The following is a 20,345-nucleotide window of genomic DNA, read 5'->3' as shown; positions in this document are numbered from 1 at the left end:
TGTGTCAAGCCATCTCCGGCCACGGGGTGTTGACTTCATCGCCCCGGACATGAGACCAAGTCCCCACCACCGGGGACATATCACCTGCCTTTCATTGACCACGTTCCCATCCCGGGATTCCATACCAGACCAGATCCATCCGATTCAATGATCGATATCCCCACCAACCTGACAAGAGTGCAGCTTGCCGACTCCGGCGCCGTGAGCCAGCGCCCCCTACAGGCAGGACAGGTGCTTCAGGCCCGTGTGATAGGGCAGGCCGCCACGGCGGGTCAACCGGTGCAACTGAGGCTGGGCGGGCAGACGGTTGAGGCGCGCCTGCCCGTCCATGTGCAGACCGGCGATAGCCTGCGTCTGCAGGTGGCCAGCGTCAAGCCCCGGCTGGAGCTCACCCTGATGCGTGAAGCCCCCCGGGGGGCGAACCCGGGCATGAACAGCACGCTTCCTCCCCTGCTCCGCCAGTGGGCCCCCCAACAGGGCAGCCAGGCCCCGCTCATGGCCTCGCTGCAACAACTCAACCAGACAGGCAGCCCAGCCGCCCAACAGCTCCCAGCGGCGGTAAGACAGGCGCTGGAGGCCCTGTGGCAGGCCATCCCCAACCGGGAAAGCGCCATGACCGGCGAAGGCCTCAGGCAGGTCATGCGTGACTCGGGCCTGTTCCTCGAGGCACGCCTGGCCGGTGCTGCCGCCACGCGCGCGGACCCCCGGGGCATCATCCATCAGGATCTCAAGGCCCGCCTGCTATCCCTTGCAGAGCAAATACGTTCCACTCCTGCGCCGCGCTCGGAAGGACGAACCGCCTTGGGAAGCACGCCTCCCCCACTGAGGGACAGCGCCCCCGTGGCCCAGGCTCGCGCCGCGCCGGCACAACTGGCCAACCTGACGCGTGAACCACTGCTGGATACGCTGCGCCAGCAGGTGGAGCGCTCGCTGGCCCGCATGGTCATGCATCAGTTATCCAGTGCCGACAGCCCGGACGAGGCCACTCCCCGATGGCTGATGGAACTGGCCTTGCGCCATGGTCAGAACACGGATCTGGTACACCTGCGGCTGGATCGTGACGCTCGGCAGAACCACAAGGACAACGAGCGTTCCTGGCGTGCCGACCTGGCCCTGCATCTCCCTGAACTCGGCCCGCTCACCATCCGCGTCGTGGTGCGCGGGAACCACGTCAGCACCCAGTTCTGGACGGATTCCGACACATCCCGGGCGACCATCCAGGAGGCCCTGCCCCAACTGCGTGTAAACCTGGAGTCACGGGATCTGCAGGTCCTGAACATCACTTGCCGTGAAGGAGAACCTCCCGAGAACCCACCCTCGCCTGCGGCCTCTTCGGCGCGTGGCCCCATCGTGGACGGCCACGCATGAGCGGCAAGCATTCCAGGCCCGACTCACGCCAGGCCATTGCCCTGAAATACACCGGCAAGGGAGCACCGCGGCTGACCGCCAAGGGGGGCGGGGATATTGCCCGGCAGATCCTGGAACTGGCCGGAGAACATGGGGTACCCGTCCATGAAGACGCTGCCCTGACTTCGGCACTGGCCCAGATCCCTTTGGGGGATGAGATCCCGGAAAACCTTTACGTGGCGGTGGCGGAGGTGCTGGCCTTCATCTACATGCTCAGCGGCCGCCGTCCCGGCGACGCTCGGCCCGGGCAGGCGTCGGACAAGGAGGAGGGTGTTGTGGACGTCACGCCGATACGGGACCGACAATCTCAGGAAGGCGACTGATCCCGGTGCATGGCCAGCAAGAGTTCAGCCTCGCCCAACGACAGACCACACTGATCCACCAGCGCTTCGCGCCCGGCCCCCTGTCGCACCAGCCTCAGGGCATGCTGATAGGCACCCTCATCCGGCACCCTCAGCAACAGCTCTTCCTGCTGTTCAGCCAGCCGCGCGATCTGACGCTCGATCCGCGTACGATATTCCTCGGCATGCTGATCCTCCACATGCAGTGCGCTCAGGGCACCGCGCAGGGCACCCAAAGCGCGTTCCTGGCTCTGCAGCCGGAATTCCATTTCCTTCATGCTACGGGACTGTCGGGCGCACACCCACATGCTGGCCGCAGAGAGGGCCAGGGCGAATAACAGTAATAGCGCGCCGCCAATGGCAATTGTCAGGGTCATGCGTACTCGTCGATGTGATCGGGATCCTGATCCTTGGGCGGTCGGGGCGTGTCCCGAGCCTTGTCCTTGTCCTTGTCCTTGTCCTTGATGCCCTTATCCTTGTCGTGGTGCTTCTCCTTGGCATCATCCGCGTCGTTTCCAGGCTCCTTCCTCTCGGGCCGGCGTCTGGGGTTACGCCGGTAGTCATCGCCCTCCTCCGGGACGGGGCGACCCGGAATGGTGGGGTGGATCGGGGAAATCGGAGTTTCAGCCGCCATGATGACCTTCCCCTTTGAAGAAACGGCCCAACAGGGCCATTGTGACCTTCAGATTCACATGCTGGCAGGTACCCTGTTAAAGACTGGCCACCTCTGCCCACTCGTCGTCGGTGAGCAGTTTGTTCAGATCCACCACAATAGTCAATTCACCCTCGCGGCTTGCCACACCCTGGATGTATTTTGAACTCTCATCGTTGCCCACGTTGGGGGCCGGGTCCACATCCTTTTCAGCCAACTCAATCACCTCCGCCACACTGTCCACCAGGATGCCGATCACTTGCCCGGTCACCTCGATGATCACCACCCTGGAAGAATCATCCGATTCCTTGTCCATCAACCCCATGCGCCGCCGGGCATCGATCACTGTGACCACATTGCCGCGCAGATTGATGATTCCCAGCACATAGTGCGGTGCCCCAGGCACCGGGGCAATCTCGGCAACCCGCAGCACCTCCTGCACCTGCATGACGTTGATGGCATAGGTTTCCTCCGCCAGCCGGAACGTGACGTACTGAGTGGCATGGGTCGCGGAGGCAGATTGGGATTCTTTGGCCATGAGAGAGTGGAACCTCGGTCGGTTTTTACGTTACCTGCAGCCACCGACTCCGGGTTGGAGCCCATCAAAGCGGCAGCCTGTCAGATCATTTTGAATGCGTTGAGTGCTCAACCCCAGTTGCCGTCTTCCAGGGAAGACGCCAGATAGTCCACATCCAGGATGGCACACAGATGCTGGATCATCGTGCCAGCCAACCAGGGCCTCTTGCCCTGGGACGAGCGCCATCGTACCTGCTCCGCGGTGACGGTCAGGGTTTCTTCAACCCTGTCGCAGGCCAGCCCCCAGCGGGCGTCATCGATGAGGATGAGATTGCGTGGCGGCGAACGCTCAGGTATCCGGTCCCGGGGCATCACCAACTGGGTGATATCCACCACCTTCACCTTGCGTCCATGGCGATTCACCAGCCCCATGAACAATGGGCTGTGGCCCGGCATGGGCGTGATCTTCTCGGGCATCTCCATGATGCCGTTGAGTTTGATCAGAGGAACCGAAAGCGGCAGTCCAGCCAGCCGGAACAGCAGACACTGAAAGGCACCCTGGGCCCAGTCGGGCGGCATCGCTTGCCGCGGTGCCAGCGTGGCAGCGGGAACCGGTGGCGCCACCTGAGGCACCGACACCAGTTTCGGCTGAGTCACCAACCGCGGACCTGGCGCCACCTTCGCGGCGATGGGCTCGGGCTCTGCCTCGTCAAGGGCGATCTCCTGAAGCAGACCATCCAGGTAGGCGGTCAGGGCCTGTTGTTCTTCAACGATCAGGGTTTTCTGTGGACGATCCTTCATGACACCGCCTTCTGCTGGCAATGGCTGGCTGAATTGAGCAACCAGTCCAGCAGGCGTGCGTAGGCCTGACTACCCCGTGCCTCGGGCATCATCACGGGCAGGGGTTCGCCGGCCACGCTGGCTTCACGAAACTTGGTGTCCACGGTGATCACGCCCGGCCACAGGCAGTCGCGATATTGATCACGCAATTCCCAGAGGGCCTGAGTGGAGGCCCGCGTGCGACGATCGAACAAGGTGGGCACCACCAGGTACTCCAGTGGTTGCTTGCGGGATTTCTGTACCATCTTCAGCGTATGCAGCATGCGGTCGAGACCGCGGATGGCAAGAAATTCCGTCTGCACCGGAATCAGCAACCGATCACAGGCCGCCAGGGCATTCACCATCAACACACCCAGCATCGGCGGGCAATCCAGCAACACGAAATCGAAGCGGTCCTGCATGCTGGCAATGGCGCGCTTGATGACCAGCCCCATGCCCTCGCGGGTGCCCAGTTGCCGGTCCAGGGTGGCCTGGGCGGTGGATGCCGGCATCACATACAGGTGTTCATAGCGGGTCTGGCGTACCGCAGCGAAGGCATCCAGGGGCTTGCGCTCGGCGGATCGCTGGTAAAGGCTGTAGACGCCCCCGGTGGCGCCCTCGGGATCGTAGCCAAAATAGGCCGTGAGGGAGCCATGGGGATCCAGATCCACCAGCAGTGTATCGTGGCCCCGCAGTGCCAGCAGCCCACCCAGGGTGACAGTGGTGGTGGTCTTGCCCACCCCACCCTTTTGATTGGCCACAGCCCAGGTCACGGTGCTCATCACAATCCCCCCGGGCCAACGCGTTGGCGATCCAGCAGCATCTCCATATCCTCCCGAAGCATCTCGGGGGGATCCCCATCCTCGGCGCGGGGGCGCTTCCCGGCCAGGATGACGATATTCACCCGCCGATTATCCCGCCGCCCTTCCGGCGTGTCGTTGCTGGCGATGGGCCGGTACTCACCAAAACCGATGGCGGCCATCTGATCCGGATCCAGGCCATTGCGGGCGAGCAGATTCACCACCGTGGCCGCCCGCCCTGAGGAGAGCTCCCAGTTGGAGGGGTACACGGGACTGCTGATGGGGATGTTATCGGTATGCCCTTCCACATGAACACGCACCGGGAAACGGCTGAGGATCTCCGCCAGAGTCTCCAGCACCGGCACGGCCTCGGTCGCCAGATTGGCACTCCCACTGGCAAACAGGATGCTGGTGTTGATCTGAACCTCGATCCAGAGGCGATCCCGCCCCACATCGATCATTCCGGCTTCGATCAAGGGGCGCATGGCCTCACTGATCTCGTCTGCCATGAAATTGATCCCGGCCACGGCCTCGGCAAGGCCCTCCACATCCACATCCGCCAGCATGGATTCCAGGCTGCGGGTCATTTCCGGCATTTCGATGGGCGCAGTCAGCGGCGGCGTTTCGAGGATGGCGGGGCGCGGGGCGCGGGTGGGCTCCCCCACCTGAATCGGGTCCACAGCCCGCGGGGGGGTGCCAAAGGCGTTCACCAGAGATTCCGATAACACCCGATATTTACCCTCGTTCACCGAGGAAATGGCATACATCACCACAAAAAACGCCAGCAACAGCACGAGCAGGTCCGCATAGGGAATCGCCCATGCCTCGTGATTTACGTGATCCTCATGTTTTTTGCGGCGTTTGGCCATAGTGTCAATATCGGCATAAAGGCAATTTTTTCAAGGCCCTATCGCTGCAAATAACCTTGCAGTTTGGTCTCGATGTTACGGGGATTCTCTCCCTCGGCGATGGAGATGATGCCCTCCACGATCATTTCCCGATGGGCACTCTGATTCTGAATCGTGGTCTTGAGCTTGTTGCTCATGGGAAGAAAGAAAAGATTGGCCGAGGCAATACCATAGATTGTAGCAACGAAGGCCGCGGCGATACCGGCACCGAGCCGGCTTGGGTCCGCCAGGTTCTGCATCACCGCCATCAGACCCATCACCGCACCCACAATTCCCATGGTGGGCGCATAGATCCCCATGCTCTCGAACACCTTGGCGGCCTGAGTGTCGAAGTCCTCCTTGGTGCCCATCTCCACTTCGAGAATGGTGCGGATATTGTCGGGTTCCGTGCCATCCACCAGCAGTTGAAGCCCCTTCTTCGAGAACACATCCGTCTCTTCCTCGGCCAGGGACTCCAGCCCCAGCAGCCCCTCCTTGCGCGCCACCTGGCTCCAACTGACGATTTTCTCGATCGTCGCCTCCGGCTCGAGTCGAGGCTGAACAAACACCCAAGGCAGGATGCGGAAGGCACGCATGAACACCGCAGGACGGGTTTGCACCAGGGCCGCCGCAATCGTGCCCAGGATCACGATGACGAATGCCGCGCCGTTCCACAGCGCCGCAAGACCACTGCCCTTGGCAATGGTGCCGCCGAACACCGCCACCAACGCCAGCATCACACCAATGAGACTGAGGATATCCATGATATCAGCAGGCCTCCGCCAACAACTTGCCGATCTGGGGCAAGGGCAATATCCGATCCGCCAACCCGGCCTCGGCAATGGCTGCGGGCATGCCGTAGACCACACAGGTGGCCTCGTCCTGTGCCCAGACCGTGGAACCACATCGCTTGAGCAACCGGGCACCCTCACGACCATCCGCCCCCATACCGGTCATCACGATGACCAGGGCATCACCACGGAAGCAGGCGGCGGCGGAGTTGAAAGTGACATCCACGCAAGGTCGATAATGCTGATCAACAGCGCTCTCGGTGATACGCACCCGCGACTGCCCGCCGCGACACTCCACCTGCATCTGTCGTCCCCCGGGAGCCAGCAGGGCAAGGCCAGGCTGCAGCGCGTCACCGTCTTCGGCCTCCTTGACGCGGATACTGCACAGCTGATCCAGGCGCTGTGCAAAGGCCGGCGTAAAACTGGCGGGCATGTGCTGAACCAGCAACAAGGGGAGTGGGAAATGGGCCGGCAGGGCGGCAAGAACCTTCTGCAAGGCCAGGGGCCCGCCCGTTGATGTACCAATCAACACCACCTTGAAATCCCGCAGAACCGGGGGCGCCCGGTCGCCGCTTCCCCGAGACGCACGAGGCGCGGTTGCCACGGAAGGCTGAGCGATCGATCGTCCTGTGGCCGGAGGGGCTGACTTGGGGGCGGGTGCCGTGGCGCGTGAGCCGTTGTCGCGTCCTGACCTGACGGCTGCGCGGCGACCGATGGTGCGCACCCGGCGACACAGCACATCACGGGCTTCCTGCTGATCCCGGGCGATATCCTCGAAACGCTTGGGCAGAAAATCGACGGCACCCGCTTCCAGTGCATCCAGGGTGGCCTTGGCCCCCTCGAAGGTTAGTGATGAGAACATGAGAATGGCCGTGGGCTGACGCGCCATGATGCGGCGCACCGCCGTGATCCCGTCCATCACGGGCATCTCGATGTCCATGGTCACCACATCGGGCTTGAGCGCAATGACCTGATCAATGGCTTCCTGGCCATTGCTGGCCGTACCCACCACCTCAAGGGAGGGGTCCGCATTCAGGATATCCACGATGCGACGCCGGAAGAACCCGGAATCATCCACCACCAGAACGCGAACCGCCATTCACCGCCTCCGTTATCCATGAGCCCATCCAACGGGCCACGATGTTACAGAAGAACCCGACGCTCACAGGCGCCGGGCATAACTTTTCAACAAGCCGGGCACATCAAGGATCAGGGCAATGCCCCCATCACCGGTAATGGTGGCACCGGCCAGCCCGGGTACCCCATGCAGGACATTGCCCAAAGGCTTGATCACCACCTCTTCCTGACCAATGAGGCTGTCCACCACGAACCCCACCCGCTGGTTGCCGGCAAACACCACCACCACATGCCCCACGCCTTCCCCGGCGGGTGCGTCGCCGGACACCAGCCAGCGCCGCAGGTAGTAAAGCGGCAAGGAACGGTTACGGACCATGATGACCTCCTGGTCATCCACCCGGTTGGTACGCGACAGATCCAGATCAAAGATCTCGCTGACATTGGCCAGCGGCAATGCGAAACGCTGTTTGCCCAGCACCACCATCAGGGTGGGCAGAATGGCCAGGGTCAGAGGAAGACGAATACTGAGCGTGCTGCCCTGCCCAGGCGCCGAGGTGATTTCCACGCGACCGTTGAGCTGGGCAATGCGCGTCTTGACCACATCCATGCCCACGCCGCGGCCCGAGACGTCGGATATCTCCGTCTTGGTGGAAAAACCGGCCCGGAAGATCAGGTTGAAGGCATCATGATCCGTCAGTCGCGCGGCCGCGTCCTCGTCCATCATACCCTTCTCGACGGCCTTGCCCCGCAACACATCGGGATCCATTCCCTTGCCGTCATCGGAGATGGTGAGCAGGATGTGGTCGCCTTCCTGATTGGCGGAGAGCACCACCCGGCCCGCACGTGCCTTGCCCGCTGCCTGGCGCTCCTCGGGAGATTCAATACCATGGTCAACCGCATTGCGCACCAGGTGCACCAGCGGGTCGGCCAGGGCCTCCACCAGATTCTTGTCCAGGTCGGTATCCTCTCCCTCCAGCTCCAGGTTGATCTCTTTCTTGAGGGTGCGCGCCAGATCACGGACCACCCTGGGAAAACGACCAAAGACCTTCTTGATGGGCTGCATCCGGGTCTTCATGACTGCGGCCTGCAGATCCGCAGTGACCACATCCAGATTGGTGACGGCCTTGGAGACCTGCTCATCCTTCATGCGTGAGCGCAGCGTGGCCAGTCGGTTACGCACCAGAACCAGTTCACCCACCAGGTTCATGATGTCATCCAGGCGCTTGGTATCCACCCGAACCGAGGTCTCTGCCGGCGCTGCCTTGGCCTGCGTGGGCGCGGGTGCCTCCGGGGGGGCGGCCTCCCCGGTGGAGGTCGGCTTGGAAGCCGGCGGCGAGGCTGCCCGGGACTCTTCCTTGACGGTCTCACCACCGGTCGGCTTCTGAGGCTGGGGGGCCTGACCCTTGCCATGCAACTGATCCAGCAGATTCTCGAATTCGTCCTCGGAGATCAGTTCATCCTGGCCGCTGCCGGCCGCTGGCGCAGTGGACTGCCCACCTGCCGAGGCCCCCTTGCCTTGAAGCTCGTCCAGCAATTGCTCGAATTCTGCATCCGTGATCTCATCACCGCCCTGCTGGGTCGCCTCTGCGGGTGACGCCACCGGTGAAGTGCCGGCGCCATTTCCGGGCTGTTTGTTGTCCTTGCCCTCCTGCATGGCATCCAGGAGCGCCTCGAACTCTTCGTCAGTGATATCCCCGTCAGCCGTTTCCACCGGTGGCATGGGGGTGGAAGGTGCCGGGGTTGGTTCGGCAGGCTCGGCAGGCGCCGCTGCGGGAGGGGGGGACAGGTGTGCGGGTTCTTCTCCCTCGGGGTAAGTGAGCGGCTCCAGGGCCGCCAGCAGATGGTCAGGGGCGGGCTCAGGCTCCTGGCCAGAACGCAATTCATCGAACATCCGGTTAAGCACATCCAGCACCTGAAGGATGATGTCCATCAGGTTGCTATCGGCACGACGCTGCCCCTGGCGCAGCAGGTTGAAGACGTCCTCGGCGCGGTGACAAATCTTCACCAGGTTTTCCAGATTGAGGAACCCGGCGCCGCCTTTGATGGTGTGGAAACTGCGGAAGACGGAGTTCAGCAGGTCCTTGTCGTCGGGGGTTCGCTCCAACTGCACCAACTGCTCACCGAGGGCATCCAGGATCTCACTGGCCTCTATGAGGAAGTCGTTCAGGATTTCGTCGTCGGTGTCCAGAGTCATGCCTTGTTCTCGCGCGTCGTGCGGATGCCCTTCTCACTCCCAGGTTGGCGGCCAACTCGGGGAAATCTGAAATGGGCATACACCCGGAGGTGGGCCCTTGGACTCGATCAGAAACCCAGGCTGGAGAGCAGATCGTCCACATCGTCCTGCCCGCTGACCACTTCCCCCTTGTCGGAGGTCCCGGAGACTGCAGGGCCTGTGCCGGCGCTGGCAGGGCCGGCATCCTTGCGGGGATCAGCCGGACGATGGTCGGTTTCGGGTTTGGTCAGTCGTTGTCCCGATACCCTCACCAAACCCACCAGGTTGTCTTCCAGATCCTGAACCAGGGTCATGACCCGGCGAATCACCTGACCGGTCAGATCCTGAAAGTCCTGTGCCATCAACACTTCGGACAGACCCTTGCGCAGCTTGTCTGCATCCCGCTCCGTGTCCGCGAGAAAATCGCTCAATTGCTGGCTCACCTGTCTGAACTCCTCGAGAGACATCTCGCGTTGGCGAAAGCGTGTCCACTCCGCACCCAGTTCCCCGGCGCGAGTGGCCAGCGACTCCGCCACGGGCAGATTGTCCTCCACCGCGTTGAGCGTGCGGTGAGCAGCCTGTTCCGTCATGGCCACCACGTAATTGAGGCGCTCCTTGGCATCAGGAATATCCTGATGAGTGAGTTCCGACAGACGAGTATCCAGGCGGAAGCTGTTGAGCGCCTCGTGCAGGTCGCGGGTCAGTTTGCCCAGTTCCTGGAACAGCATGCTCTCGTGCATGCGGCCCAGTTCCTCGATCAGGTGGCCCGCCTTGTCTTCCTGGCCGGCCTCCATCATCTGAACCAGTTCCCGGGCTCGCTCCAGTTGCTCCTTCTTGAAAAGGGCCTCTTTGTCGCTGTCTTGGCTCTTATCCATGGGCAATGATCAACCGTTTTGCTCGAGGCGTTCGAAGATCCTGTCGATCTTTTCCCGCAGGGTTTCTGCCGTGAACGGCTTGACGATGTAGCCGTTCACGCCCGCCTGAGCCGCCTCAACGATCTGCTCGCGCTTGGCTTCTGCGGTCACCATGAGCACTGGCAGATCCTTGATGCGGGGGTCCGCCCTCACTGCCCGAAGCAGGTCGATGCCCGGCATGATGGGCATGTTCCAGTCGGTGACCAGAAAATCGTAGTTACCATTTTGCAGCATGGGTAACGCCGTGTGTCCATCATCCGCCTCGGAGGTGTTGTTGTACCCAAGATCCCGCAGCAAGTTCTTGATGATGCGACGCATTGTGGAAAAGTCATCCACAATGAGGATCTTCATATTCTTGTTCACAAAAAACCTCCAGTGATGCGCAAATCGTGAACCGCACGCTCGTCGCGCGGAATTGATACGTGTTCCGGAATCCAGTGACCTCGGGGATATTTCAGACCCGAACGCCATCCCCCACCCAGTCGCCCATGCGCGCCTTGAGCCGCATCAGCGCCTGACCATGGAGTTGACAGACTCGGGATTCACTCACCCCCAGCACCTGACCAATCTCCCGCAGGTTCAATTCCTCGTCATAATACAGGGACAGCACGAGTCTTTCCCGTTCCGGCAATTCGCCGATGTTTTCCACCAGCGCCTTCTTGAAATCGGTTCGTGTCAGATCCATCAGCGGATCCGGCCCATCAGAGGTCAGCAGATTCTCTGCCGAGGCATCATCATCCCCCAGATCATCGAAACCCAGCACCCGGCTAGAGACCGCATCACGGAGCATGTCCTGATAGGTCGTCATATCCACGCCGAGCGCCTCGGCGATCTCGGCCGCGGAGGCCTCCCGCCCTTCCCGGTTTTCGATCTGGCGGATCACTTCACTGATCTGCCGTGAGTGACGATGCACGGAACGGGGCGTCCAGTCACTGCGACGCACCTCATCCAGCATGGCCCCACGGATACGGATACCCGCGTAGGTTTCGAAACTGGCACCCTGGGACGCGTCGTAATGACGGGCAGCCTCCAGCAGGCCGATGATGCCCGACTGAATCAGATCATCGACCTGCACATTGGCCGGCAGGCGCGCCAGCAGGTGGTAAGCAATACGCTTGACGAGGGCGACATGCTCATCCACCAGGCTATTGGAATCCAACTGTTGGCTGGCATACATGGCGAGACCGCTTATGGTGCTGGCTCCAGATCACTCTGATCGCTATTGATCAGACGTTCCACAAAAAATTCGATGCCGCCCCGGGCCCCTCGGGGCATGGGCCATTGTTCGATGCGCGAGGGCAAGGCCGCGAATGACCGGGCCGCCGGAGAAGAGGGGTAGGCCTCCACCACGGACTGACGACGTTGCACGGCCTTGCGAAGATAATCGTCGTAGGGAATCGAACCCACGTAGTCGAGCGTGACATCGTCGAGAAAACGGTCACACACGGCGACCAGCTTGCGGAACAGACTCCGACCCTCGTCTTCCTGCTCGTTGCGCACCATGTTGGCCAGGATGCGGAACCGCATGACGCCGTGATCCCGACACAGGACCTTGATCAGCGCATAGGCATCCGTGATGGAGGCCGGTTCGTCACAGACCACCACCAACACCTCATGGGCTGCTCGGCAGAAACTGGTCACGCTGTCATGCAGACCTGCCGCGGTGTCCACCACCAACACGTCCAGGGGGTGAGTGAGTTCGCTGAAGGCATGAATGATGCCCACATGCTGGGCGCGCCCCAGGTCCGCCATATCGGCGATACCGGACGCCGCCGGGACAATCAGCATCCCGTTGGGACCCTCCACCACCACCTCATCCAGGCTGCACTGCCCTTCCAGCACATGGGACAGATTCCTCTTGGGTTGCAGCCCCAGAAGCAGATCCACATTCGCCAGACCCAGGTCGGCGTCCATGAGCATGACATGCTTGCCTGCCCGCGCCATCGCGGCACACAGGTTGACTGACACGTTGGTCTTGCCCACCCCCCCCTTGCCGCTGGAAACGGCAATCACCCGAACCGGCCGGGGCTTGTCCCGGCGCCCCGATGCGCTGCTTTGATTATCACTGGGTGAAGGCATGGGTAAACCTGGTGCTGAGATCGTTGACACTGTCAGGACGCGAGGTCACAGGTGCTGTCTGCGCCCGGAACCTGGAACGAGACCGTTGCTCGGAAAACCTCCCCGGGGCTTCAAGCGCCGCTGCCGCCATCTGAACCAACCGCGGGGCACTGGCGGCCAGCAGGTCCTCGGGGATCCTCTGGCCCGCGCTGAAGAAACTGAGCGGCAGCCTGGACGAGATCAGAGCGGATAGCACCTCACCCAGGCTGGCGGCTTCATCCACCTTGGTCAGGATGCAGCCCTGAGGTTGCAAATGACTGAATCCACTCAGGGTCTCATCCACGACGGCCTTTTGCACATTGGCGGCCATCACCAGCATGACGCGGGCGGCCGACGCCGAGGTGACCTGAGCCAGCTCATCGAGCATGCCCTTGTCACGCTGATTGGTTCCGGTCGTATCGATCAGCACAAGCCTTTTGGACTTCACTCGCCTAAGCATATCCTTGAGTTGCTGCTCTGTCTGCGCCAGATGAACGGTGACCCCAAGTAACTGACCGATGGTCTGCAACTGACGATGAGCGCCCAGGCGATAGACATCGGTGGTGATGATGGCGATGGATTCCTGCCCGTGCCGCAGGCTGGCCAGCGCCGCCAGTTTGGCCAGCGTTGTGGTTTTACCCACGCCACTGGGGCCTACAAAGGCAATGATACCATTGTGATCCAGGAGGTCATCGTCGGCGATGGGCAGCAGGCCCGCCAGCTGGCGCAGGGCCTCGGACCACCCTTCCACCGGCTCGAACCGGCCAGCGACCGGGGAGTTGTCCAACTCCACCGCACTGGCCACCGTGCGGGCCACTTCGTGATCCACCCCCATGGACGCCAGGCGCTGGACGATGGCCGCACGCCAGGGTTCAGAACGGGCAAACTCCTGGTCCATCAATACCGAGAGTTGTTCCTGCAGCAATCCACGCAATCCCTGAATTTCCTTGCGCATGGCCTTGAAGGCGGCATCCTCAGGGTCACTCTGCGTGGCTGCCCTGGCCCTGGCCTGCCCTGACTCAGGCTTTTTGCGTGAGGGGGTTTGTTTCTGCCTGTCCGGGGGCTCAACCAGGGGTGTCATCATCGCGCTCAGGGGGTCGTCTTCCGACGATGCACTCGCATTCCCGGACGACTCCCTTTTGTTCACCCTGGATGGGGTGGCGTCTTGAGGCAGGCGCGCCCAGGAATCCCCTGCCCCACGACGTGATGGCATCTGCCCCTGGCCCTTTGACTTCGCATCCACACCCAGCGAGAGCAGATCATCCTCCAGCCCGTCGTCCTGCGACGGGGAGTCGGATGCGCGGGCGGCACGCGGCGCATCTCCATGTTCCTCCTGATCCGCCATTTCCGTTACCAGGTCCTCGTCGTAATCGATGGCGGCGATCAGCTCGATCCCTCCGTCCACGCTGCGACTTGAGAGGATCACCGCATCCGGACCCTGGCTGTCACGCACCTGACGAATCGCCTGGCGCATGTCGGGTGCAAAATAGCGTTTAATCTTCATGTCGATACCCGTTATCCGTTTCGCTCCGACCCCGGCACATTGCCCGGGCCGGCCTGTATTTCACCTGTCAGGTCTCTTCCCGTCCCACAGTGGCCACCACCCGGATCTGCTTGTTATCCGGTATTTCGGTGTAGGCCAGCACGTTCAGCCCCCGTACAGCACTGCGTAACCAGCGGGCCATCCAGGGCCGGATATCGGGCGAGACCACCAGGACGGAGGGTTCTCCGGACATTTCCTGGCGTTGGGAGGCCTCGGCGATGGAGCGTTGCAGGCGTTCGGCCAGCCCCGGCTCGATGCCCAACCCCGCTCCCGAGGCCCCTTGTGAAGACTTCTGCAAAATCTGTTCCAGGGAGGGATCAATGGCCAGCAAAGGCAGCTCCGATGCCGTTCCAATGATGTTCTGCACGATGGAACGGGACAGGGACACCCGCACTGCCGCGGTGAGAACGTCGGGATCCTGACTGCGCGGACCATGCTCCGCCAAGGTTTCGGCGATGGTGCGCATATCCCGAATGGGGATCTGTTCCGCCAGCAGGTTCTGCATCACCTTGAGCACCACGCCCAGGCTCAGGGTCTTGGGCACCAGGTTCTCCACCAGCTTGGGCGAATGCTTGCCCAGGGTATCCAGCAGGTGCTGCACCTCTTCATGACCCAGCAACTCATGGGCATGATCCCGGAGGATCTGCGACAGATGGGTAGCCACCACCGTGCCGGCGTCCACCACGGTGTAACCCAGGCCCTGGGCCTCCTCCCGCTGCGCCGGATCGATCCACAGGGCGTCCAGCCCGAAGGTGGGGTCCTTGGTGGGCGTGCCCTTCACCTCGCCGAACACCTGTCCGGGATTGATGGCCATCTCCCGGTCGGTGAAGACCTCGCCCTCGCCTACCGTCACCCCCATGAGGGTGATGCGATAGTGATTCGGGCCCAGGTCCAGGTTGTCACGGATGTGCACCGGCTGGATCAGGAACCCCAGCTCCTGGGACAGCTTGCGGCGCACGCCCTTGATGCGTCCCATGAGCTGCCCCCCCTGGGAGCGGTCCACCAAGGGGATCAGGCGATAGCCCACCTCCAGGCCCACCAGATCCACGGGCGGCACATCGTCCCAGGTAAGCTCCTTCATCTCCGGGCTCGGCGGCGGCGCCTCGGCCTCCATCTCCTGCGCCTCGGCCGCCTCCAGCGCCTTGCTCCGCTGCATCATCAGATAACCGCTGGTCGCCATGAGGGTCGCCAGGCTCAGGAAGACCATGTTGGGCATGCCCGGCACCATCCCCAGCGCACCCACGATACCCGCCGCGACGAACAGGGCCCGGGGAGCGCCGAACAACTGGCTGAGCACCTGCTGACCCATATCCTGGGAGGTGGAGACGCGAGTGACGATGATGGCCGTGGCAGAGGACAGCAGCAGGGAGGGAATCTGCGCCACCAGACCATCACCGATGGTGAGCAGGATGTAGTTGGTGGCGGCATCGCCCACGCTCATGGCGTGCTGCAAGGTGCCGATGATGAGCCCGCCAATGATGTTGATGAACAGGATCAGGATGCCGGCAATGGCATCACCACGGACGAACTTGCTGGCGCCGTCCATGGATCCATAGAAATCTGCCTCCTGAGCCACTTCGTCACGTCGCCGGCGGGCTTCATCCTGGGAGATGAGGCCGGAGTTGAGGTCGGCATCGATGGCCATCTGCTTGCCGGGCATGGCGTCCAGGGTGAAGCGGGCGCTCACCTCCGAGACACGCCCCGCCCCCTTCGTGACCACCACGAAGTTGATGATCACCAGGATGGCGAACACCACCAGGCCCACGGCGTAGTTACCGCCCACCACGAAGTCGCCGAAGGCGCCGATCACGTTGCCGGCGGCATCGGTACCGGTATGCCCTTCCAGGAGGATCACCCGGGTGGAAGCCACGTTCAGGGCCAGACGCAACAGGGTGGCCACCAGCAGCACCGTAGGAAACACCGCGAATTCCAGTGGCCGGGGCGTGTAGACAGCCACCAGGATCACCACCAGTGACAGGGCGATGTTGAAGGTGAACAGCAGATCCAGCGCCAGGGGCGGCAGCGGGATCACCATCATGGTGAGCAGCGCCATGAGCAGCAAGGGCGCGCCCAGGCCCGACCGCTGGATACTGCGCAGGGATTCCATCAGGGCATTCATCTAGGGTTCCTCCCCACGGGTGGGGTCGCGCTTGAGAAATTCACTGGGCACGGGCAGGTCATCGGGCGGTGGTGGCTCGTCAGTGCCCTGACGATGGGCATGGCGCAACTGATAGACATAGGCCAGCACCTGCGCCACGGCCACATACAGGCCGGCCGGGATCTCCTGATCCAGGCGGGTGCTGAAGAACAGGGCGCGCGCCAGGGGCGGCGCCGAGAACAGCGGCACCTGATGCACACGAGCCACCTGGCGGATCTCCGCCGCCACTTCATCCGCCCCCTTGGCCACCACCCGGGGAGCCCCCATCTTTGACTGGTCATACTTCAGTGCCACCGCAAAGTGCGTGGGGTTGGTCACCACCACGTCCGCCTTGGGCACCTCGCTCATCATGCGGCGCTGGGAGATCTCCTGCTGGGTCTGGCGGATCTTGCTCTTCACCTCCGGCTTGCCTTCCGTCTCCTTGAACTCGTCCTTGACCTCCTGCTTGGTCATGCGCAACTGGCGCTGGTGGTTCCAGATCTGGAATGGCACGTCGATCATGGCCACCAGGATCAGCGAGACGCTCAAGGCCACGAAGGTCCAGGCAATCAGGTAACCGGCATGCACGACCCCGGGCACCATGTCCTGGGCGCCCAGACCAACGATACGTCCGGAGAGGTTCCACAACAGGAATGAGGCCACCGTGGTGATCAGCGAAAACTTGGCCAGGGTCTTGCCCAGTTCCATGGCACCCTGGGGGCCGAAGATCCGTTTGATGCCCTTGATGGGGCTGAGCTTGTCCGGCTTGGGGGCCATGCCCTGGGGCCGAAAACGCCCACCCCCCATCACCACCGGGCCCGTGATCGCGGCCACCACGAGGATGAGCATCATCGGCGCCAGTACCAGCAGGGCCTCGGCGATGCGGTGTTCAAGGGCGGTGAGCATGAAAGCAGGATCGAAGATGCGCTCCCGATCCACCATGAAGCTACGCCGGATCAGCTCCTGAATCCGGTTGAGCATGTCGCCGCCGAGCGCGAGCAGGGTACCGGAACCCGCCAGCAGCACCAGCGTGGTGTTCAGCTCCTTGGAACTGGCCACCTGTCCCTTGTCCTGCGCGTCGCGCAGGCGTTTGGGGGTGGGTTGTTCGGTTTTTTCCTGTGAGGTTTCGTTTTCGGCCATGACCTAGCCCCCCAGCATCCTTGAGATGACGCTGAATCCGGCCATGGCCAGATCCTCGACCCGTAGCGAGAGGGCGGGCAGCGTGAACATGATGAGAATGAACCCCAACAGGATCATCATGGGGAAACCCACGGCGAAGATGTTCAACTGCGGTGAGGCGCGAGTGATCACCCCCATGGACAGATTGACCATGAGCATGGCGGACACAATAGGCAGCCCCACCAGCAGTGCCCCCACATACATGGTGGAACCGAACTGCACCACCGCCCACATATCCACCTGGCTGAGCCCGTCCACCGCCACAGGCATCATTTCAAAACTGCGCAGCAGCATCTCCAGCATCACCAGGTGGCCATTCATGGCCAGAAAGATCAACGTCCCCATGATCATGAAGAACTGGGAGACCACCGGCACCTGAACCCCCATGGCCGGATCCACCATGGAGGCATAGCCCAGCCCCATGGACAGGGCGATGGATTCACCCGCCATGGTCAGGGCACTCAATACCATTTGCAGGATGAAGCCCATGGTGAGCCCGATCAGCACCTGCTGAGCCGTGACCAGAAGCCCTTCCAGGCTGAACGGCGACACCGGCGGTGGCTCGGGCAACAGCGGCGCCACCATGAGTGCCAACACCAGGGCCAGCACAATGCGAACCCGGACCGGCACCGTACCCGCGCCAAAGATGGGCGCCGCCAGCAACATCGCACTGATGCGCACGAAAGGCCACACGAAAGCGGCGACCAGGGCAAGGAGTTCGGCTTCGGTGAAACTGAACATGAGATGCCTCCCCACCTACCCGATCAGTCCGGGAATGGCGTCGTAGAGACGGGTCACGTAATTGACCAGAAGATCCAGCATCCAGCCACCGAACACGATCAGGGCGGCGAACATCCCCAGCAGCTTGGGAATGAACGACAGGGTCATTTCCTGAATGGATGTGGCGGCCTGAATCATGCCAATGAACAGTCCGATGCTCAGCCCGGTGATGAGCACCGGCGCAGCCAGCATGATGATGGTCATCAATGCCTCCTGGCCCACTTCCACGACGGTCTCGGGGGTCATCTCGGCCTCCTCAGGCGAAAAAGCTGGTGGCCAGGGTGCCCATGATCAGGGCCCAGCCATCCACCAGCACGAACAGCATGATCTTGAAGGGCAGCGAGATGATCAGCGGGGAGAGCATCATCATCCCCATGGACATCAGCACGCTGGCCACCACCAGATCCACGATCAGGAACGGAATCAGGATCAGAAACCCGATCTGGAAGGCGGTCTTGAGCTCACTGGTGATGAACGAGGGCACCAGGACCGAAAAAGGCACCTCCTCGGGGGACTCGAAGCTCTCGTAGCCCGCAATGCGCGCAAACATGGCGATGTCCGTTTCGCGGGTCTGCTCCAGCATGAAGTCCCGCATGGGCTCCCAGGCCCGCTGCACCATCTCTTCCTGAGAGATTTCCTCTGCCACGAAGGGCTGCACGGCCTCCTCGTTCACCGCCTGAAAGACCGGCGCCATCACGAAGAAGGTGAGAAACAGGGCCAGACCGATGAGGATCTGGTTGGAAGGCGTCTGGGTGGTACCGATGCCCTGACGCAGAATACCCAGCACGATGATGATGCGCGTGAAGGCGGTGAGCATGATGAGCGCCGCCGGGAGCAGGCTCATCAGGGTCATCAGGATCAGGATCTGCAGGGTGACCGAATAGGTCTCACTGCCATCCGGCCCTGGCTCCACGGTCAGGATGTCGAATCCTGCCTGCGCCATGGCCGTATCCAGAGGCAACAGGGCCAGCAGCGGCAGCCAAAGGGCCCACCCGACGCGGGGTTTCATGACGACGCCCCCTGACCGCTCATGGCGGTGCGCAAACGCTGGGCGAAGGACGGGTCGGCGCCCTTGACCGCAGTCGGGTTCACATCAATGGGACGCTCCAGCACATGCAGGGTCTGCACGCGCCCCGGGGCCACGCCCACCACCATTTGCACATCGCCCACCTGCACCAGCACCATGCGCTCCCGGGAACCCAGGGAGACACTGCCCAGCACCCTGAAGTCGCTGGAAAGCCCACCGGAAAGCCCGTGGATGCGGCGCAGTACAAAACCCAGCACCAGAATGGCGGCCACCACCACAATCAGGCCCAGCACCAGCTGCACAAGATGTGCGGCGCCGTCGCCGGTGACACCCAGCCCCGGGGTGCCGCGCTGGACCTCCTCGGCAGCCAGCATCCAGGGCATGCAGAGCAGCCCCAGAGCGGTCATGATCTGTGTTGCGGTGCGCATGGAGGACCTCACTTGAGCTTTCTCACCCGTTCCGCCGGGCTGATGACATCGGTGAGTCGAATACCGAATTTCTCGTTGACCACCACCACCTCGCCATGGGCCACCAACGTGCCGTTGACCATGACATCCAGGGGCTCGCCAGCCAGACGATCCAGTTCCACCACCGATCCCTGGTTCAATTGAAGAAGATTGCGAATGGGTATCTTGGTACGGCCGATCTCCATGGAAATGGTCACCGGCACATCCAGGATCACATCCAGGTTCAGATCCGAATCCCCTTTGCCCTTCCTGGATTCATCCATGAGATCCTCAAACTCCGCCCGTGAGACCTTCTTCGCCCCCATGGCCGCCGAACTCTCACCTGCGTGTTCGAAGTCATCGTCCTCACCCGGCTTCGCCTTGCCGGCCTGATCTCCCTCGCCAGCATCCCTCGCGGCATCTTTGCCAGCCTTGGCATCGGCTTTGGCCCCGGCGTCCTGCATTGACGCCTCCTGCTCGGCCAGCAGCTTGTCCAGGTCGTCCTGGGCACTTTGCTCGCCTCCCTCGCCTTCCGGCTTCTGATTCTTGCTCTCGGCTTCAGCCTGTTCCGCCAGGGCGGCAGCCCAGGGGTCTTCAGCGTCAGCAGCCTTGTCCTGCTCGTTTTTTTCACTCATGGGAGCCTCCTGATATTCAGTTCGAGAGCTTCACTTGCCCTACAATCTTCAATGCATTGAATCCATTGGAAATCCTGAATCCGTG

23 protein-coding genes are annotated in these 20,345 nt (G+C 62.2%); 2 read left to right on the top strand and 21 right to left on the bottom strand.

Going from position 1 to position 20,345, the window contains the following annotated elements; all coding sequences use genetic code 11:
• Positions 1–147: 147 nt before the first annotated feature.
• Positions 148–1,368: a flagellar hook-length control protein FliK gene (gene fliK, locus ECTHA_RS0111905; protein WP_025281246.1), complete on the top strand. Its 1,221-nt coding sequence runs from the start codon at positions 148–150 to the stop codon at positions 1,366–1,368.
• Positions 1,365–1,730 carry an EscU/YscU/HrcU family type III secretion system export apparatus switch protein gene (locus ECTHA_RS18120; protein WP_025281245.1) on the top strand — a complete coding sequence of 122 codons (366 nt, stop codon included), beginning with the start codon at positions 1,365–1,367 and terminating at the stop codon, positions 1,728–1,730. The genes fliK and ECTHA_RS18120 overlap by 4 nt, the downstream gene beginning before the upstream one ends.
• Here the strand turns inward: ECTHA_RS18120 and ECTHA_RS0111895 are convergent.
• The 21 genes from ECTHA_RS0111895 to fliN form a co-directional block, all read right to left on the bottom strand.
• Positions 1,715–2,125 (bottom strand): DUF2802 domain-containing protein, encoded by a 411-nt coding sequence (locus tag ECTHA_RS0111895; RefSeq protein ID WP_025281244.1) that lies wholly within the window; start codon positions 2,123–2,125, stop codon positions 1,715–1,717. The two genes, ECTHA_RS18120 and ECTHA_RS0111895, sit on opposite strands and share 16 nt — an antisense overlap.
• Positions 2,122–2,382 (bottom strand): hypothetical protein, encoded by a 261-nt coding sequence (locus ECTHA_RS0111890; RefSeq protein ID WP_025281243.1) that lies wholly within the window; start codon positions 2,380–2,382, stop codon positions 2,122–2,124. Before ECTHA_RS0111890 ends, ECTHA_RS0111895 begins: the two co-directional genes overlap by 4 nt.
• Before the next feature lie 76 nt (positions 2,383–2,458).
• The gene (locus ECTHA_RS0111885; RefSeq protein WP_025281242.1) at positions 2,459–2,938 is read right to left on the bottom strand and encodes a chemotaxis protein CheW; all 480 of its coding nucleotides are present in this window, start codon (positions 2,936–2,938) and stop codon (positions 2,459–2,461) included.
• A 107-nt stretch (positions 2,939–3,045) separates the two neighbouring features.
• On the bottom strand, positions 3,046–3,717 hold the full coding sequence (locus ECTHA_RS18115) for a chemotaxis protein CheW (RefSeq protein WP_025281241.1): 672 nt from the start codon (positions 3,715–3,717) through the stop codon (positions 3,046–3,048).
• Positions 3,714–4,517 (bottom strand): ParA family protein, encoded by an 804-nt coding sequence (locus ECTHA_RS0111875; protein WP_035369593.1) that lies wholly within the window; start codon positions 4,515–4,517, stop codon positions 3,714–3,716. The genes ECTHA_RS18115 and ECTHA_RS0111875 overlap by 4 nt, the downstream gene beginning before the upstream one ends.
• The gene (gene motD / locus ECTHA_RS0111870; RefSeq protein WP_026623760.1) at positions 4,517–5,404 is read right to left on the bottom strand and encodes a flagellar motor protein MotD; all 888 of its coding nucleotides are present in this window, start codon (positions 5,402–5,404) and stop codon (positions 4,517–4,519) included. The genes ECTHA_RS0111875 and motD overlap by 1 nt, the downstream gene beginning before the upstream one ends.
• 38 nt (positions 5,405–5,442) lie before the next feature.
• Positions 5,443–6,186 (bottom strand): flagellar motor protein, encoded by a 744-nt coding sequence (locus ECTHA_RS0111865; RefSeq protein WP_025281240.1) that lies wholly within the window; start codon positions 6,184–6,186, stop codon positions 5,443–5,445.
• Positions 6,187–6,190: 4 nt separating this feature from the next.
• Positions 6,191–7,312, bottom strand: a complete 1,122-nt coding sequence (locus ECTHA_RS0111860) for a protein-glutamate methylesterase/protein-glutamine glutaminase (RefSeq protein ID WP_026623759.1) — start codon at positions 7,310–7,312, stop codon at positions 6,191–6,193.
• A gap of 63 nt (positions 7,313–7,375) precedes the next feature.
• On the bottom strand, positions 7,376–9,484 hold the full coding sequence (locus tag ECTHA_RS0111855) for a chemotaxis protein CheA (RefSeq protein ID WP_025281239.1): 2,109 nt from the start codon (positions 9,482–9,484) through the stop codon (positions 7,376–7,378).
• Positions 9,485–9,591: 107 nt separating this feature from the next.
• The gene (locus ECTHA_RS0111850) at positions 9,592–10,377 is read right to left on the bottom strand and encodes a protein phosphatase CheZ (protein ID WP_025281238.1); all 786 of its coding nucleotides are present in this window, start codon (positions 10,375–10,377) and stop codon (positions 9,592–9,594) included.
• Between the two features lie 9 nt (positions 10,378–10,386).
• Positions 10,387–10,767, bottom strand: coding sequence for a chemotaxis response regulator CheY (locus tag ECTHA_RS0111845; RefSeq protein ID WP_025281237.1), 381 nt, complete (start codon positions 10,765–10,767; stop codon positions 10,387–10,389).
• 103 nt (positions 10,768–10,870) lie between these two features.
• The gene (locus ECTHA_RS0111840) at positions 10,871–11,593 is read right to left on the bottom strand and encodes an RNA polymerase sigma factor FliA (RefSeq protein ID WP_026623758.1); all 723 of its coding nucleotides are present in this window, start codon (positions 11,591–11,593) and stop codon (positions 10,871–10,873) included.
• An 11-nt stretch (positions 11,594–11,604) separates the two neighbouring features.
• Positions 11,605–12,495 (bottom strand): MinD/ParA family protein, encoded by an 891-nt coding sequence (locus ECTHA_RS0111835; protein ID WP_025281235.1) that lies wholly within the window; start codon positions 12,493–12,495, stop codon positions 11,605–11,607.
• Positions 12,479–14,017, bottom strand: a complete 1,539-nt coding sequence (gene flhF, locus ECTHA_RS0111830; protein ID WP_025281234.1) for a flagellar biosynthesis GTPase FlhF — start codon at positions 14,015–14,017, stop codon at positions 12,479–12,481. The genes ECTHA_RS0111835 and flhF overlap by 17 nt, the downstream gene beginning before the upstream one ends.
• Positions 14,018–14,084: 67 nt before the next feature.
• Positions 14,085–16,175, bottom strand: coding sequence for a flagellar biosynthesis protein FlhA (gene flhA / locus ECTHA_RS0111825; RefSeq protein ID WP_025281233.1), 2,091 nt, complete (start codon positions 16,173–16,175; stop codon positions 14,085–14,087).
• Positions 16,176–17,333, bottom strand: coding sequence for a flagellar biosynthesis protein FlhB (gene flhB / locus ECTHA_RS0111820; RefSeq protein WP_025281232.1), 1,158 nt, complete (start codon positions 17,331–17,333; stop codon positions 16,176–16,178). It abuts the gene before it with no gap.
• A gap of 3 nt (positions 17,334–17,336) precedes the next feature.
• The gene (gene fliR / locus ECTHA_RS0111815; RefSeq protein WP_025281231.1) at positions 17,337–18,113 is read right to left on the bottom strand and encodes a flagellar biosynthetic protein FliR; all 777 of its coding nucleotides are present in this window, start codon (positions 18,111–18,113) and stop codon (positions 17,337–17,339) included.
• 15 nt (positions 18,114–18,128) lie between these two features.
• The gene (gene fliQ, locus ECTHA_RS0111810) at positions 18,129–18,398 is read right to left on the bottom strand and encodes a flagellar biosynthesis protein FliQ (protein ID WP_025281230.1); all 270 of its coding nucleotides are present in this window, start codon (positions 18,396–18,398) and stop codon (positions 18,129–18,131) included.
• A 10-nt stretch (positions 18,399–18,408) separates the two neighbouring features.
• A complete protein-coding gene (gene fliP, locus ECTHA_RS0111805; protein ID WP_025281229.1) occupies positions 18,409–19,161 on the bottom strand; it encodes a flagellar type III secretion system pore protein FliP in 753 nt (250 codons plus the stop codon).
• Positions 19,158–19,607 (bottom strand): flagellar biosynthetic protein FliO, encoded by a 450-nt coding sequence (gene fliO / locus ECTHA_RS18110; protein ID WP_029762339.1) that lies wholly within the window; start codon positions 19,605–19,607, stop codon positions 19,158–19,160. Before fliO ends, fliP begins: the two co-directional genes overlap by 4 nt.
• Positions 19,608–19,615: 8 nt before the next feature.
• Entirely contained in the window at positions 19,616–20,260 is a 645-nt protein-coding gene (gene fliN, locus ECTHA_RS0111795) for a flagellar motor switch protein FliN (RefSeq protein WP_025281227.1), read from the bottom strand.
• Between the last annotated feature and the right edge of the window lie 85 nt (positions 20,261–20,345).

This window comes from Ectothiorhodospira haloalkaliphila ATCC 51935 (assembly GCF_000633935.1).
In the GTDB taxonomy this organism is placed as follows: Bacteria; Pseudomonadota; Gammaproteobacteria; order Ectothiorhodospirales; family Ectothiorhodospiraceae; genus Ectothiorhodospira; species Ectothiorhodospira haloalkaliphila.
This window is presented reverse-complemented; position numbering and strand designations above follow the sequence as displayed.